A 15,010-nucleotide genomic window follows, 5' to 3' on the forward strand; every position below is an offset into this window, starting at 1 on the left:
TCAGCGCATTTTTTTATTTATGCTCATTTAACTCGCGCGCTTCTTCAGGACTTTGCAAGCTAGTTGCTCCCGGATAGTGAAGTCCTTGATCACGGTCAGATTCAACTCGTTTTGATTCCTTTAATTTTTTCTCTTGACGATCTTTTCCCATTTTATATTCCCTCCTTTTTTCTGATAGGTTGTCCAAAATAAGCGGTTCTATTCTAAAACCCCGATTAAGTTTTCCAAAATTGATACATACTGATGACAGATAGGGGAGGTGCCATATTCAGTGGACGGAATTTTCTTTTATTGGCTTTCGTGGATGGGATGGATTGTTGCGACTTTTCTTATGCCCAAAACAGCTAGGCGTTGGAAGGTAGCAGCCATTATATTAATCAGTATACTCCTAAGCGGAATGAACATGCATATGACTCAGTTTTCATGTAGCTACACCGCTTTGTTTTTAGTGGGAGTAGCGTGTGTGTATGCTTCAGGCTACAGCCGATTTCAGCAGTTATATTATGTTATTGTATGCGGCATTATAATAATTGCCTATGCTAGTTTTTGTTTACTTGAGCTCTATGATCCTGTGTGGATTTTTATTGATCGTAAGTGGATTTTGACTGGACTTATCTTATATATTTGCTTTATGGTGGTTAAAGATGCTGAAAAAAGATTCGCAGCAATCATTTTAGGTGTAGTTGGAGGAGACTTTTTATACGCAGTTGTCATTCGGGATATCGCATCTTATGAAATAGGGTCTCTTCGTACACTCGACGTTTTAGCCACAGCAGTAGGAGCGATGTTTATTTGGGAGATGCTGGTTTATTTCTCTGCTTATTTAGATTTGTACGTGCTGAAGTCTCACAGGCAAAAGCAAAGTACTTACAAATAGAAGAAGAGATTTCGTAAAATTATATTGTTGTTACCGGTGATTTTTGATAAAATTGTTTGATTGAAAGAGTAATGCTTATTCAGCGGATAGGCAGTTAATCAGTTCAGTATAAGAAAGAGCTGATAAAAATCCTGCTTTATCGCTTATGATCGATTAGTAGAGGTCATGCCACGCTGCATGGCCTCAATTTTTGAAAAACGAATGATCTTATTTATTTGTACATGTAGATAAATACCTTTAGTCGATTAAAGACTGGTTGCCGATACATAAAAAAGATCAAGGAAAGGGAAGAATCGTATGCCAAAACCAATTATTGCGATTGTTGGTCGTCCCAACGTAGGAAAATCAACAATTTTCAACCGAATTGTAGGAGAGCGAGTATCTATTGTAGAAGATATTCCGGGTGTAACTCGTGATCGTATCTATAGTTCAGGTGAGTGGCTGAATTTGGACTTTAACATTATTGATACTGGCGGTATTGATATTGGAGATGAGCCATTTTTAGAACAGATCAAACAGCAGGCAGAAATTGCAATTGATGAAGCGGACGTAATCATTTTTCTAGTGAATGGACGCGATGGAATTACTGCAGCTGATGAAGAAGTGGCGAAAATTTTATACAAATCCAAAAAGCCCGTCGTCCTAGCCGTTAATAAAGTAGATAATCCTGAAATGAGAGAATTAATCTATGATTTCTACGCACTAGGATATGGAGAACCGTTCCCAATCTCAGGAACCCATGGTTTAGGTTTAGGTGACCTGTTAGACGAGGCAGCTAAGCATTTTCCAAAAGAAAAAGACGAAGACTACGGAGAAGAAGTCATTAAATTTTCATTGATTGGTCGTCCTAACGTAGGGAAATCTTCATTAGTTAATGCTCTTCTAGGTGAAGATCGTGTTATTGTCAGTGATCTCGCCGGTACGACACGCGATGCTATTGATACGAAGTTTACAAAAGAAGATCAAGAATATGTTGTTATTGATACAGCTGGAATGAGAAAGCGTGGAAAAGTGTACGAGAGTACTGAAAAATACAGCGTACTTCGCGCATTAAAGGCAATTGAACGCTCAGACGTTGTCTTAATTGTATTAAATGCTGAAGAGGGTATTATTGAACAAGATAAGAAAATTGCTGGCTATGCACAAGAAGCTGGAAAAGCTGTCGTCATTGTTGTGAACAAATGGGATACAGTAGAAAAAGATGAAAAAACAATGAAAAAATTTGAAGAAAATATACGCGAGCATTTTCAGTTCTTAACATATGCTCCAATTGTATTCCTTTCAGCTAAAACGAAAAAACGTACGCATACGCTATTGCCAATGATTGATCTTGCAAGCGAAAGCCATGCGGTACGTGTAGAAACAAGCATCTTAAACGATGTAATTATGGATGCAGTAGCAATGAACCCTACGCCTACTCACAACGGCAACCGCTTAAAAATCTATTACACAACTCAAGTAGCAATCAAGCCGCCAACTTTTGTTGTGTTTGTAAATGATCCTGAGCTAATGCATTTTTCATATAAACGTTTCTTAGAAAATAAGCTTCGTGAAGCTTTTGGATTCGAAGGAACTCCAATTAAAATTATTGCAAGACCAAGAAAATAACAGAGGATGTGATCGGCGTGGAAAGAATAGCTGTACTAGGAGCAGGGAGTTGGGGAACTGCATTAGCTTTCGTATTGGCGGAAAATGGACACGATGTTCGCATTTGGGGACATAGACAACAAGTCATTGATCAAATCAACGAGACGCATCAGAATGAAAAATATCTGCCTGGTGTAGAGCTTCCTCATCAGATTAAAGGTTTTACGTCATTAGAAAAGGCAATAGAGGGTGTTGAAACTCTTATTTTAGCTGTTCCAACGAAGGCCATTCGTGAAGTGTTGCAACAGCTAAAATCCCTTACCGATGAACTGTTTACAATTGTTCACGTAAGTAAAGGAATTGAACCGGATTCTCTTTTACGTATATCTCAAATGATTCAACAAGAAATTGATACAAAAGACATCGTTGTCTTATCAGGCCCGAGTCATGCTGAAGAAGTAAGTAGAAGGCAGCCGACAACCGTGACGTCAGCTTCAACAAATATACAAGCAGCAGAAAAAGTACAGGATTTATTTAATAATCAACAGTACTTCCGTGTTTATACAAATCCTGATGTGATTGGTGTGGAAATTGGGGGAGCGTTAAAAAATATTATTGCTCTTGCTGCTGGTATCACGGATGGACTTGGATATGGTGACAATGCGAAGGCCGCTCTTATGACTCGTGGCTTAGCTGAAATCGCTCGTTTAGGTACGGTGCTTGGTGCCAATCCTCTGACGTTCTCAGGTTTAACCGGGATTGGAGATTTGATTGTAACGTGTACAAGCGTTCATTCTCGAAATTGGCGCGCTGGTAATCTTCTTGGAAAAGGCAAAAATTTAGACGAAGTATTAGAAAATATGGGAATGGTTGTAGAAGGTGTACGCACGACGAAAGCAGCTTACCAGCTATCTCAAAAATACGACGTAAAAATGCCGATTGCTGATGCTTTATATAATGTACTGTTTAATGATGTGAAGGCAAAAGATGCAGTAGACGCGCTTATGTCTCGTACTAAAACACATGAAATGGAAGATTTAGCGAATGTTTTAGGAGAAAAATTAAATTAAGTGCAAAGAAATATGAAAAAATAGGCAATTGGTGATACCCAAAATCATTTACTTGCATAAAATAACGTGTAAATAAAGATGAGTAGAACTGTTAGTATGGGAATATTTAGTTACGGTCGAAGCGAAGAGCCCCCTTCGCTTCGATTTTTTTTATGTGAAAAAGCAGGAATTTGTCAATTTAATAGGAAAGTAATTACTATAGAGCGTAAATCAATGGAAGGTGAATAAATAGTTAATTTAGAAAGTTCTATTAATATCCGTCTTAACTATAAGTCCTTATGTTATAATAACGGTGAAAAAAGGAGTGGATGCAATTTGTCGCCAGGTTTGTTAAAGATGTGGATTTCATTGGGTTCCATTGTATTTATGTTTATTGCGGTATTTTCTATTTACTTTAGTCGTTATAAAATCACGAACCGTGTTGGTAAAATTGTACTCGCTTTCATTGCCTATTCGCTCATGATTGTAGCAGGTCTTATTATGGTAATTGTTGTATTCAGCGGTCCGACAGATGCTTAATGTACATATGGTAGGGTGAGGAAAATGAAAAAATTCATGCTAACGTCTATGGTTGGGTTAACCATTTTTGTATTATCCGGTTGTTTATACCCGACGGAAAGAATGTCTCAAAATCAAGTTCCTTATAAAGATCAAGTTGCTTCCGTACAAACGGCCGTTGATCAATTTAAAGAAGAAAGCGGAGGCTTATTGCCGATAAAAACGAAAGATATGGACACGCCGATTTATCAAAAATATCCGATTGACTTTACAAAAATTGTTCCTAGATACATGCAAGACGCACCTGGGAATTCGTATGAAAGCGGAGGGATATTTGCGTACGTGCTTGTGGATGCAGAAACAAAGCCCACGGTTAAATTATTAGACTTACGGATGGCGGATACGATTCAAGATGTTAATGTACATTTGAATATATACCGTCAAAACCATAAAGGGTACGTACCGTTTAAAGACGTCATCGCTCCCGGCGTATTCTCTATTAACTATAAGAAATTGAATATGAAAGAACCCCCTGTCGTTACTAGCCCGTATACAGGGAATAGTCTTTCTTTAATTGTTAATGGGCAGGGAGATGTATTTGTAGATTATCGTCCTGATTTGTATGATGCCATTCAAAAGCATAAAAGCTCCTACAAACCGGGTGAAGATATCCGAAAGCTCCTTGTGGAAAACAGTGATTTTGTACCTGCTTACTCTCTTCCTTATACAGTTAACGATAAGAATGAACCAATATTTTTTAAAAAATAAGTCATGAACCCCTTCTCCTTGAATAATATTCAGAGAGAAGGGGTTTTCTCTTTCTTGTACACCAATAATGAAAATCAGAATGACTAAGTCAGCATGTGCATGAAAAAAATCATAAATTTTTCTATCAAAAGTCATATTTTAATAGGACAACGTCATAACTATATAGTGTCCTAATTTACTCTCGCAATGGATGTCATATTCCATGAACTCATAGATCGGAGGGGATCTTTTGGAAAAGGTGGATGTATTTAAAGATATCGCTGAACGTACAGGAGGCGATATATATTTAGGTGTGGTGGGAGCAGTTCGAACAGGAAAATCTACATTTATTAAAAAGTTTATGGAGCTGGTGGTCCTGCCTCACATCGAGAACGAGGCAGAAAGAGCTCGCACACAAGATGAACTACCACAAAGTGCAGCTGGAAAAACGATTATGACAACTGAGCCAAAATTCGTACCGAATCAAGCAGTCAATGTTTTGGTAGATGACGGGCTAGAAGTTAACATACGGTTAGTAGATTGTGTAGGATATACAGTGCCAGGCGCTAAAGGGTACGAAGATGAAAATGGACCTCGAATGATCAATACACCTTGGTATGAAGAACCAATTCCATTTCACGAAGCGGCTGAAATTGGAACGAGAAAGGTCATTCAAGAACACTCAACGATTGGTGTCGTCATTACAACAGATGGCTCAATTGGAGATATACCTCGTCAAGATTACGTGGAAGCAGAAGAGCGCGTCATTAATGAGCTAAAAGAAGTAGGCAAACCCTTTATCATGGTTATTAATACCGTACAGCCATATCATCCTGATACAGAAAAGCTTCGTGCAAAGCTTAATGAAAAATATGATATCCCAGTATTAGCGATGAGTGTGGAAAGCATGCGCGATACTGATGTGATGAACGTATTAAGAGAAGCACTATACGAGTTCCCTGTATTAGAAGTCAACGTTAATCTACCAAGCTGGGTAATGGTTTTAAAAGATAAACATTGGCTGCGTGAAAGCTATCAAGAAGCCGTTAAAGAAACGGTAAAAGATATTAAGAGACTGAGAGACGTTGAACGGGTAGTAGAGCAATTTAGCCAGTTTGAGTTTATCGATCAGGCTCGATTAGCCGGAATTGAGATGGGGCAGGGGATTGCCGAAATTGACTTATACGCTCCAGATGACTTATATGATCAGATTTTGAAAGAAATCGTGGGAGTAGAAATTCGCGGAAGAGATCATTTGCTGCAGTTAATGCAAGACTTTGTGCATGCAAAAACCGAGTATGATCAAGTCTCTGATGCACTTCGCATGGTTAAGCAAACGGGTTATGGTGTAGCTGCACCTTCGCTTTCAGATATGAGCCTTGATGAACCTGAAATTATTCGCCAAGGATCGCGTTTTGGAGTTCGTTTAAAAGCAGTGGCACCTTCTATACACATGATTAAAGTGGATGTGGAATCAGAATTTGCGCCGATTATCGGAACGGAGAAGCAAAGCGAAGAATTAGTTCGTTATTTGATGCAAGACTTTGAAGATGATCCGCTTTCAATTTGGAATTCAGATATATTTGGCCGCTCTCTAAGTTCAATCGTAAGAGAAGGGATTCAAGGAAAGCTGTCGCTGATGCCTGAAAATGCGCGATATAAGTTAAAAGAAACGCTAGAACGGATTATTAACGAAGGATCTGGAGGTTTAATCGCGATTATTTTATAAGAATATAAGGTTAGGCTCCTCATAAAGGAGCCTCTTCTTTTTGGATAGATCATACAAAACTTTACATATATTGTGATAGATCGCGTGGTTATCCTATTCCTGCGTTATTTTCTGCTTGCTATGCCTTGTTCAATATGTTAATCTTTTAACAGAAATCGATCGATCATACTGTTTTCACTACATACATACGGCAGATGAATGAAAAACATTGAATTATTTAGTTCAATCGTTTATGATTAGGCTTGTCGATACACAGGTTATGTATAATATCCATTTGTTTTGTTAAAGAATGAGATATAACGAATTACTAGATTCCTTTTCTAACAAGGTTTTTAGTTATTATATGATCCGATTTTGGGAGGAGGTGAATGGCATGAACAAGACAGAATTAATTAATGCTGTTGCAGAAGCAAGTGAGCTTTCAAAAAAGGATGCTACAAAAGCAGTTGATGCTGTTTTCGATACAATTTTAGAAGCTTTAAAAGCTGAGGACAAAGTTCAACTTATCGGTTTTGGTAACTTCGAAGTACGTGAACGTGCTGCTCGTAAAGGACGCAATCCACAAACTGGCGAAGAAATCGAAATTCCTGCTAGCAAAGTTCCTGCATTCAAACCAGGTAAAGCTCTTAAAGATGCTGTAAAATAATATCTACATAAAATGGCTTTATTCATAGCCGTTGATGAAGAGCTTTGAAAGGTCGCACATTTGCGACCTTTCTTTTTTGCCTTTGGTATATACATATGCTAGAATTTTTTTCATAAAGTCGTAATGCAACGAATTGGAGGGCAACAACATGTCATCTGTAAATAAACCACAGATCGAACAAGCTGTGAGACTAATTTTAGAAGCAATTGGCGAAGATCCAAACCGTGAAGGATTATTAGATACACCAAAGCGAGTAGCTAAAATGTATGAGGAAGTCTTTTCCGGGTTGAATGAAGATCCAAAAGAGCATTTTAAAACAGTTTTTGGAGAAGATCATGAAGAGCTAGTGCTTGTAAAAGATATTCCTTTTTACTCTATGTGTGAACACCACTTAGTGCCTTTTTACGGAAAAGCTCATGTTGCGTATATTCCAAAAGGCGGACGAGTGACCGGTTTAAGTAAGCTGGCAAGAGCGGTAGAGGCTGTTGCGAAACGTCCTCAGCTTCAGGAGAGAATTACATCTACAGTGGCGGATTCTATTGTAGAAATATTAGAGCCGCACGGGGTAATGGTAGTAGTGGAAGCAGAGCACATGTGTATGACCATGCGAGGCATTAAAAAGCCTGGGGCTATGACAATCACTTCTGCTGTGCGTGGAGTGTTAGAACACGATGCAAGTTCTAGAGCTGAAGTTTTATCATTGATTAAATCATAATGTGGATGATGAAGGAGAAGAGAATATGACACAAAAAGGAACGCCAGAGTATATTGTCATTAAAGCGGTCGAAGATGGAGTTAACGTAATTGGCTTAACGCGAGGAGCAGATACGCGATTTCATCATTCAGAAAAACTAGATAAAGGCGAAGTGATGATTGCGCAGTTTACTGAGCATACATCCGCAATTAAAATTCGTGGCAAAGCCGTCGTTCAGACTGTTCACGGAGAAATTGAATCCGATACGAAAAAATAAGCAGGGATTTTCCTGCTTTTATTTATATTTAAAATAAATGAATAAGAACAGGAAAAACATGGTGAAACTAAAAGCAATATCTTAAATTACTGTCTAAGAAATCAAGATGGTATGTAGATGAACGGTGTTCAAGCGGATGAGCAGCTAAAGGATTTAAACCGTGAAAAAGCTTCAAAAGAATTTAAAGGATATTTTATAATGTAATTATGTTATAATTGACACTATCGATTTGGAGTTAAAAGAACTTTAAACAAATAGTGATGGAAAGGGAGACAAGGATGATGAGCGTAAAAACCATCTATGATATTGTGGCCAACATGAAAGAACAGCTTCATGTTGAATTAAGTCATCCATATGTAAAAAAATATATTCATCATCCGCGTATTGATGAAAATAGATTACTGTACATGTGTTCGTTCTTAGATACTCTTTCAATGGAAGAAGAAAAAAAGAACAGCTCTGTGCTATCTGTGATGCTCGTTCAAACCGCACTTGATACCCACGATCTAGTCTCCACTCAAAATGTTAGCGGAAATGAAGGGAAGCTGCATGAGAGGCAGCTGGTAGTTTTGGCCGGAGATTATTACAGCGGCCTGTACTATTACTATTTAGCTCAAAGCAGCCAGCTGAATTTAATGAAAGTTATAGCATCTGCTATTAAAGAAATTAATATCGCTAAGATACACATTTATAACAATCGCTCTACTAATCCACACGACGTTATGAATAGTTTTTTAGCAGCAGAATCATCGTTTGTAAGATGCTTATGTGACTATTTTGAACGTGAAGAGTGGAAAGAACTTTTAAAACATGCAGCGTATTTGAATGGGATATTAAAGCAATTAAAGTCATTACAGCATAAAGAGCCTACTCTCTTGCTAAACTATTGCAAACAAATTGGCATGAATCAAGAACAAATAAAAGAATACCTTTATTCGTATACTCAACAGTCTGTAAATATTGTTAGAGGGTACTTGCGAAGTGAATTTGCGATGAATGAGTTTTTAAGAGAGCACTTAGATGAACTTACATCTAGCTTAGAAGTGTTGAAAAATGTCGTAGGAGAAGGATAGAGATATGCAGCAATCAAAAGAACAGCGTGTCCATGGCGTATTTGAAAAAATATACAAAAATTATGATCAAATGAATTCTGTTATTAGTTTTCAGCGTCATAAGGCATGGCGCAAAGATACGATGAAGCGAATGAATGTTCAAAAAGGAACAAAAGCTTTAGATGTTTGTTGCGGAACTGCGGATTGGACGCTAGCTATGGCTGAAGCAGTTGGAGAAACAGGAGAGGCAGTTGGCCTGGATTTTAGTCAAAATATGCTAAAGATTGGTGAAGAGAAAGTAAAAAACTCACCTTTTTCAAATATTACTTTACTACATGGCAATGCAATGGAGCTTCCTTTTGAAGATAATTCATTTGACTATGTAACGATTGGATTCGGACTGCGCAACGTGCCCGATTACCTTCAAGTTTTAAAGGAAATGCAGCGCGTCGTGAAACCTGGCGGAAAAGTGGTTTGCCTTGAAACGTCTCAGCCAACGATGATTGGTTACCGACAAATGTACTTGCTTTATTTTAAGTATATTATGCCTGCGCTTGGAAAGATGGTCGCTAAAAGCTATGATGAATATTCATGGCTTCAAGAGTCAGCTAGGGACTTTCCAGGTCAAAAGCAATTGGCTGATATGTTCCGTGAAGCCGGTTTGACAGATGTTGAAGTGAAATCTTACACAGGTGGAGTAGCGGCGATGCATCTAGGGTACAAACGATAAAAGAGAAAAAGCTTGTCCTACAGGTGCAACAGCCTGTAGGATAAGGAGTAAAGAATGAATATATAATGCAAGGTGAGTCCAATGAAACTAAAAATGATGTACGCTTTTTTGAATACGGATATTACCCTTATTGAGAAAGAACTTGAACAAACTGTTCATACCGATGAAACACTTATCACAGATGCTTCTCTTCACCTTTTACAAGCAGGGGGGAAACGAATTCGCCCTGTATTTGTTTTGTTGGCAGCTAAATTTGGGCATTACAATATCGACCAAATCAAACATGTGGCAGTAGCGCTTGAGCTGATTCATATGGCGTCTCTTGTTCATGATGATGTTATTGATGACGCTGATAAGCGACGGGGAAAACCAACAATTAAGGCAAAATGGGACAATCGTATTGCTATGTATACAGGGGATTACATCTTTGCTCGTGCACTTGAAGTTATGAGTGAGGTTAAAGATGTGGAAGCACATAAAATTTTATCTAATACGATGGTGGAATTAACGCTCGGTGAAATTGAACAGATTAAGGACAAATACAACCTAAACCAAAACTTACGCGTGTATCTGCGTAGAATTAAACGTAAAACGGCACTGCTAATTGCTGCAAGCTGTCAGTTAGGCGCAATTGCAGCGGGAGCTCCTGAAGATATACATAAACGTTTATTTTGGTTTGGATATTACGTGGGAATGTCATTTCAAATTACGGATGACATTTTAGATTTTATCTCATCAGAAGAACAGCTTGGGAAACCAGTTGGCAGCGACTTACTGCAAGGAAATATTACGCTGCCAGTTTTGTATGCCATTGAAAATGCTGAGTTTCGAGATAAAGTAGAACAGCTTTTCGAGAGGGAATATGAGCAAGAGCTGATCGATGAAATTATTTCTGATATTAAATCTTCTAACGCCATTGAACGTTCATTTGAGATGAGCGATCGTTATCTGCAAAAAGCGATGAGCATTTTAGAAGAACTGCCGCCAAACAAGGCGAAAAAAACGCTGCATCAAATTGCGAAGTACATTGGAAAACGGAAATTTTGATTTATTTACTTTCATAAGTTGTAAACTGCTCGAAACAATGTTAATATCTTCATGAGGTGTGATTGCGCTTTCAAAACTTGTTTACATATCATGAACTTCAGGGGTGGAGAGTAAAATGATACAAAAAACGTTTTTAATGGTCAAACCAGACGGGGTACAAAGAAGCATTATTGGTGAGGTTATTTCTCGCTTTGAGAAAAAAGGTTTTCAATTAGTTGGAGCTAAGCTTATGCATATTTCGCAGGAATTAGCTGAAACACACTATGGTGAACATAAAGAGAAACCTTTCTTCGGTGAGTTAGTGAAATTTATCACATCAGGTCCAGTTTTTGCTATGGTATGGGAAGGTGAAAACGTGATTTCAGTATCACGTCAAATGGTGGGGAAAACTAACCCTCAAGAAGCGCTTCCTGGAACTATTCGAGGTGATTATGGACTGATTGTGGATAAGAATATTATTCACGGCTCAGATTCACCAGAAAGTGCGGAGCGTGAAATCAGCTTATTCTTTGAAAGTGAAGAGCTGACTTTCTATAAAAAAGACGCAGACGCTTGGATTTACTAATTTAGATAGCGCAAAAAGACGAATGAATTTTCATTCGTCTTTTTTATTGTGTGTATAAATAGGCTTCTAGGCTATTAAGTGCAAAGATTTCCCCGCATAAACATTTTCATAATGTATTCCGATATATTAATAAGAAGATAAGCGTATATAAAGGTTTTATTTCTTTATACGTCTAACATAAACGTATAGGAATGAGAAAGGAGAGTCAAAAATGATAGATGAATACGACGCGTTTGTGGAGAAAATAAAAACAAAAACAGGCATTGATTTATCACTATATAAGCAGTCTCAAATGCACCGCCGCCTCACCTCGCTGTATGAAAAAAAAGGTTTTTCTAGTTTTTTTGAATATTATCGAGCAATGAACAGTAACAACGAACTGCTTGAGGAGTTTTTAGATCGGATGACGATTAACGTGTCAGAGTTTTATCGCAACTATCAGCGGTGGGATATATTGGAGCAAAAAATTTTACCGACTCTTGTAAAAGGAAAAACAGATCTGAAAGTGTGGAGCGCTGCCTGTTCAACAGGGGAAGAGCCGTATACACTAGCGATGGTTTTATCAACATTTTTTCCGCTTTCGCGTATTTCTATATTGGCGACCGATCTGGATGAAAAAGTGATAGAAAAAGCAAAAATAGGCTTTTATGATGAACGTTCACTTCAGGAAATGCCTGTTTCGATGAAAAATAAGTACTTTCAACAAAGAGGAACCGGGTACTTATTAGATGAAAAAATCAAAAAAACAGTTATTTTTCAAAAACATAACTTACTGTCAGACTCTTTTCCTAAAAACGTTGACTTGATTGTTTGTCGAAACGTGCTTATTTATTTTACCGATGAAGCAAAGCATGCTTTATATGAAAAGTTTAGCAGAGCTTTAGCACCTGGAGGCATCTTATTTGTAGGGAGCACAGAGCAGATTTTCACTCCGCAAAAGTATGGGTTTGAAACGGCTGATACGTTTTTTTACAGAAAAGTAAAGACCATTTAATTGAGATAACCTGAAGCGATTTCTTACAAGCTGAGGTGAAACTTTTTATATATTCTTATGTTATAGTATGGTATAGTCATATTTAAAAATGGAAAAATTCTGACGAATAATACATATTAAGCGGAGGTACGATTATGCGATATTTAACAGCAGGAGAATCACATGGTCCACAGTTGACTACTATTTTAGAGGGTGTTCCCGCAGGACTTCCTTTAACAGCCGAAGACATCAATACAGATTTAGCGCGAAGACAAAAAGGTCATGGTCGCGGAAGACGTATGCAAATTGAAAAAGATCAAGCGGAAATTTTAAGCGGTGTTCGCCACGGCTATACGCTAGGATCTCCTATTACGTTAGCGGTAGAAAATAACGACTGGAAACACTGGACAAAAATTATGGGCATCGAGCCAATTTCTGAAGAAGAATCAGAAGAAGTAAAGCGTAAAATCTCAAGACCAAGACCAGGGCATGCCGATTTAAACGGCGCTATTAAATATGGTCATCGCGATATGAGAAATGTATTAGAACGTTCTTCAGCTCGTGAAACAACTGTAAGGGTAGCAGCAGGTGCTGTGGCTCGTCAAATCCTTGCTCAGTTCGGGATTTCTGTAGCTGGACATGTATTAGAAATTGGCGGCGTACAGGCAAATCCTCCTCAATACAAAAGCTTAGAGGAACTTCAAGAAGTCACTGAAGCTTCTCCAGTAAGATGTTTTGACTCAGCTGTTGAGAAAGACATGATGCAAGCAATCGATGATGCTAAGAAAAACGGCGATTCGATCGGAGGCGTAGTAGAAGTTATTATTGAAGGCGTGCCAGCAGGAGTGGGCAGCTATGTCCATTACGATCGTAAATTAGATGCGAAGATTGCTGCAGCTGTTATGAGCATTAATGCATTTAAAGGCGTTGAGTTTGGGATTGGATTTGAAGCGGCTCGCAGACCAGGAAGCGAAGTTCATGACGAAATTCTATGGGATGAAGAGAATGGATATACCCGTAAAACAAACAACTTAGGCGGCTTTGAAGGTGGCATGACAACAGGTATGCCAATTGTAGTACGCGGTGTAATGAAACCTATTCCAACGCTTTACAAGCCGTTAAAAAGTGTTGATATTGAAACGAAAGAAGCCTTCGAGGCAAGCATCGAACGTTCAGACAGCTGTGCTGTGCCGGCAGCAAGCGTTGTAGCAGAAGCCGTTGTAGCTTGGGAATTGGCTGATGCGCTAATCGAACAGTTTGGACAAGACCGAATTGATTTAATTGCTGAAAATATTGAGAAAATGCGTGTACATGCGAGGGAGTTTTAATGTTGCAAATTGATATTCAAACTTTATCCAAAACATATCCTCTTTATTTAGGAAATGGATTAATTGAAAAGCTGCCTTCTATTATTGAGAGTGTAAAACCTAATCTGTCGTCGGTGTTAATCATCACTGATTCGGCTGTAGATTCATATTATGGAGAAGCGGTTGTAAAAGCGATTGAGACGCAGTTTAAAGTGGCTAAATACGTAGTACCAAGCGGTGAACACGCAAAGTCATTTCAACATTACTACGATTGTCAGACTTTTGCACTCGAGCAGCAGCTTGACCGCAATGCGCTCGTTATTGCTTTCGGCGGAGGGGTAGTTGGCGATTTAGCTGGATTTGTAGCCGCTACATACATGAGAGGGGTTTCGTTTATTCAAGTGCCAACGACGCTTCTTGCTCACGATAGTGCTGTAGGCGGTAAAGTAGCCATTAATCATGAGCTTGGAAAAAATATGATTGGCGCTTTTTATCAGCCTGAAGCGGTTGTTTATGACATTGATCTTCTTAAAACGCTTCCTGAAAGAGAGTGGCGTTCTGGTTTTGCAGAAGTGATTAAACATGCTTTTATTCACGATGAAGCATTTTATGAATGGCTTCAGCAAAATATACAATCGCTGACTGATTTACAAGATGAAAAATTAATTTATGCTATTCAAAGCGGTATTTTAGTCAAAGCATCTGTTGTAAAAGAAGATGAGACAGAAGCTGGCGTTCGCGCTCACCTGAACTTTGGACATACGTTAGGTCATGCGATCGAAGCAGAGTGCGGCTATGGACAAATCAGTCACGGAGAAGGCGTAGCCATTGGGATGCTGTTTGCTATGAAAGTCAGCAATACGCTTGGGAAAAGCGAGTTCCCTGTAGCTGAAATTGCGAAATGGTTTGAAAAATTTGGCTATGAGACGTCTGTTCCAAACCACCTTTCAGCTGAAAAGCTGCTCGTGAGAATGAAAGCAGACAAGAAGTCCAAATCAAGCAATGTTCATATGGTACTGCTTGAAGGCGTAGGAAAACCTTTTGTTCAACAAGTAGAAGATGAAGTGATTCTTAAGCTGCTGAATGAAGAGCTTCAAGCGTAGTTTCTTCAAAAGCCAAGTAGATAGTAGTTGACAAATGAATTTGAAACGTACTACAATTGGTAACAAGTTAGTTTAGAGATTTTAGTTATGAGAAAAAAATAGACAGTT

General features: G+C 38.4%; 17 protein-coding genes. 16 read left to right on the forward strand and 1 reads right to left on the reverse strand.

Annotation, left to right across the window (positions count from 1 at the left end; genetic code table 11):
* Positions 1 to 13: 13 nt before the first annotated feature.
* On the reverse strand, positions 14 to 151 hold the full coding sequence (locus AC1VNJ_RS02830) for a YpzI family protein (RefSeq protein ID WP_013059024.1): 138 nt from the start codon (positions 149 to 151) through the stop codon (positions 14 to 16).
* A 120-nt stretch (positions 152 to 271) separates the two neighbouring features.
* Here AC1VNJ_RS02830 and AC1VNJ_RS02835 point away from each other — a divergent pair, with 120 nt between their 5' ends.
* The 16 genes from AC1VNJ_RS02835 (at position 272) to aroB (ending at position 14,902) form a co-directional block, all read left to right on the forward strand.
* A complete protein-coding gene (locus tag AC1VNJ_RS02835) occupies positions 272 to 877 on the forward strand; it encodes a YphA family membrane protein (protein WP_028411513.1) in 606 nt (201 codons plus the stop codon).
* 297 nt (positions 878 to 1,174) lie between these two features.
* Complete coding sequence (gene der, locus AC1VNJ_RS02840; RefSeq protein ID WP_014458340.1) at positions 1,175 to 2,485, forward strand: ribosome biogenesis GTPase Der; 1,311 nt, start codon at positions 1,175 to 1,177, stop codon at positions 2,483 to 2,485.
* A 17-nt stretch (positions 2,486 to 2,502) separates the two neighbouring features.
* Positions 2,503 to 3,534 carry an NAD(P)H-dependent glycerol-3-phosphate dehydrogenase gene (locus tag AC1VNJ_RS02845; RefSeq protein ID WP_013059021.1) on the forward strand — a complete coding sequence of 344 codons (1,032 nt, stop codon included), beginning with the start codon at positions 2,503 to 2,505 and terminating at the stop codon, positions 3,532 to 3,534.
* A 315-nt stretch (positions 3,535 to 3,849) separates the two neighbouring features.
* Positions 3,850 to 4,053: a DUF2768 domain-containing protein gene (locus AC1VNJ_RS02850; RefSeq protein ID WP_028411511.1), complete on the forward strand. Its 204-nt coding sequence runs from the start codon at positions 3,850 to 3,852 to the stop codon at positions 4,051 to 4,053.
* A gap of 24 nt (positions 4,054 to 4,077) precedes the next feature.
* Positions 4,078 to 4,800, forward strand: a complete 723-nt coding sequence (locus AC1VNJ_RS02855; protein ID WP_033579749.1) for a hypothetical protein — start codon at positions 4,078 to 4,080, stop codon at positions 4,798 to 4,800.
* Between the two features lie 229 nt (positions 4,801 to 5,029).
* Positions 5,030 to 6,508, forward strand: coding sequence for a stage IV sporulation protein A (gene spoIVA / locus AC1VNJ_RS02860; protein WP_013059017.1), 1,479 nt, complete (start codon positions 5,030 to 5,032; stop codon positions 6,506 to 6,508).
* A gap of 373 nt (positions 6,509 to 6,881) precedes the next feature.
* Positions 6,882 to 7,154 carry an HU family DNA-binding protein gene (locus tag AC1VNJ_RS02865; protein WP_013059016.1) on the forward strand — a complete coding sequence of 91 codons (273 nt, stop codon included), beginning with the start codon at positions 6,882 to 6,884 and terminating at the stop codon, positions 7,152 to 7,154.
* A gap of 148 nt (positions 7,155 to 7,302) precedes the next feature.
* A complete protein-coding gene (gene folE, locus AC1VNJ_RS02870; RefSeq protein ID WP_482640296.1) occupies positions 7,303 to 7,869 on the forward strand; it encodes a GTP cyclohydrolase I FolE in 567 nt (188 codons plus the stop codon).
* A gap of 25 nt (positions 7,870 to 7,894) precedes the next feature.
* Positions 7,895 to 8,125: a trp RNA-binding attenuation protein MtrB gene (mtrB, locus tag AC1VNJ_RS02875; protein ID WP_028411509.1), complete on the forward strand. Its 231-nt coding sequence runs from the start codon at positions 7,895 to 7,897 to the stop codon at positions 8,123 to 8,125.
* Positions 8,126 to 8,406: 281 nt separating this feature from the next.
* Positions 8,407 to 9,198: a heptaprenyl diphosphate synthase component 1 gene (locus AC1VNJ_RS02880; protein WP_230624662.1), complete on the forward strand. Its 792-nt coding sequence runs from the start codon at positions 8,407 to 8,409 to the stop codon at positions 9,196 to 9,198.
* A gap of 4 nt (positions 9,199 to 9,202) precedes the next feature.
* Positions 9,203 to 9,907 carry a demethylmenaquinone methyltransferase gene (locus AC1VNJ_RS02885; protein WP_013059012.1) on the forward strand — a complete coding sequence of 235 codons (705 nt, stop codon included), beginning with the start codon at positions 9,203 to 9,205 and terminating at the stop codon, positions 9,905 to 9,907.
* An 81-nt stretch (positions 9,908 to 9,988) separates the two neighbouring features.
* Positions 9,989 to 10,954 carry a heptaprenyl diphosphate synthase component II gene (hepT, locus tag AC1VNJ_RS02890; RefSeq protein WP_028411507.1) on the forward strand — a complete coding sequence of 322 codons (966 nt, stop codon included), beginning with the start codon at positions 9,989 to 9,991 and terminating at the stop codon, positions 10,952 to 10,954.
* Positions 10,955 to 11,069: 115 nt separating this feature from the next.
* A complete protein-coding gene (gene ndk / locus AC1VNJ_RS02895; protein WP_013059010.1) occupies positions 11,070 to 11,519 on the forward strand; it encodes a nucleoside-diphosphate kinase in 450 nt (149 codons plus the stop codon).
* 211 nt (positions 11,520 to 11,730) lie between these two features.
* Positions 11,731 to 12,513, forward strand: a complete 783-nt coding sequence (locus AC1VNJ_RS02900) for a CheR family methyltransferase (protein ID WP_028411506.1) — start codon at positions 11,731 to 11,733, stop codon at positions 12,511 to 12,513.
* Between the two features lie 134 nt (positions 12,514 to 12,647).
* Entirely contained in the window at positions 12,648 to 13,820 is a 1,173-nt protein-coding gene (gene aroC / locus AC1VNJ_RS02905) for a chorismate synthase (protein WP_028411505.1), read from the forward strand.
* Positions 13,820 to 14,902 carry a 3-dehydroquinate synthase gene (aroB, locus tag AC1VNJ_RS02910; protein WP_028411504.1) on the forward strand — a complete coding sequence of 361 codons (1,083 nt, stop codon included), beginning with the start codon at positions 13,820 to 13,822 and terminating at the stop codon, positions 14,900 to 14,902. The genes aroC and aroB overlap by 1 nt, the downstream gene beginning before the upstream one ends.
* The last annotated feature ends 108 nt before the right edge of the window (positions 14,903 to 15,010 follow it).

It is taken from the genome of Priestia sp. 3CA3 (assembly GCF_056836725.1).

Excerpts from the sequence above, each read along its gene's own strand:
- der (WP_014458340.1), top strand. The coding sequence starts at position 1,175 with ATGCCAAAACCAATTATTGCGATTGTTGGTCGTCCCAACGTAGGAAAA.
- aroC (WP_028411505.1), top strand. The coding sequence starts at position 12,648 with ATGCGATATTTAACAGCAGGAGAATCACATGGTCCACAGTTGACTACT.
- aroB (WP_028411504.1), top strand. The coding sequence starts at position 13,820 with ATGTTGCAAATTGATATTCAAACTTTATCCAAAACATATCCTCTTTAT.
- AC1VNJ_RS02900 (WP_028411506.1), top strand. The coding sequence starts at position 11,731 with ATGATAGATGAATACGACGCGTTTGTGGAGAAAATAAAAACAAAAACA.
- AC1VNJ_RS02885 (WP_013059012.1), top strand. The coding sequence starts at position 9,203 with ATGCAGCAATCAAAAGAACAGCGTGTCCATGGCGTATTTGAAAAAATA.
- AC1VNJ_RS02880 (WP_230624662.1), top strand. The coding sequence starts at position 8,407 with ATGAGCGTAAAAACCATCTATGATATTGTGGCCAACATGAAAGAACAG.
- AC1VNJ_RS02830 (WP_013059024.1), bottom strand. The coding sequence starts at position 151 with ATGGGAAAAGATCGTCAAGAGAAAAAATTAAAGGAATCAAAACGAGTT.
- ndk (WP_013059010.1), top strand. The coding sequence starts at position 11,070 with ATGATACAAAAAACGTTTTTAATGGTCAAACCAGACGGGGTACAAAGA.
- folE (WP_482640296.1), top strand. The coding sequence starts at position 7,303 with ATGTCATCTGTAAATAAACCACAGATCGAACAAGCTGTGAGACTAATT.
- AC1VNJ_RS02855 (WP_033579749.1), top strand. The coding sequence starts at position 4,078 with ATGAAAAAATTCATGCTAACGTCTATGGTTGGGTTAACCATTTTTGTA.
- hepT (WP_028411507.1), top strand. The coding sequence starts at position 9,989 with ATGAAACTAAAAATGATGTACGCTTTTTTGAATACGGATATTACCCTT.
- mtrB (WP_028411509.1), top strand. The coding sequence starts at position 7,895 with ATGACACAAAAAGGAACGCCAGAGTATATTGTCATTAAAGCGGTCGAA.
- AC1VNJ_RS02865 (WP_013059016.1), top strand. The coding sequence starts at position 6,882 with ATGAACAAGACAGAATTAATTAATGCTGTTGCAGAAGCAAGTGAGCTT.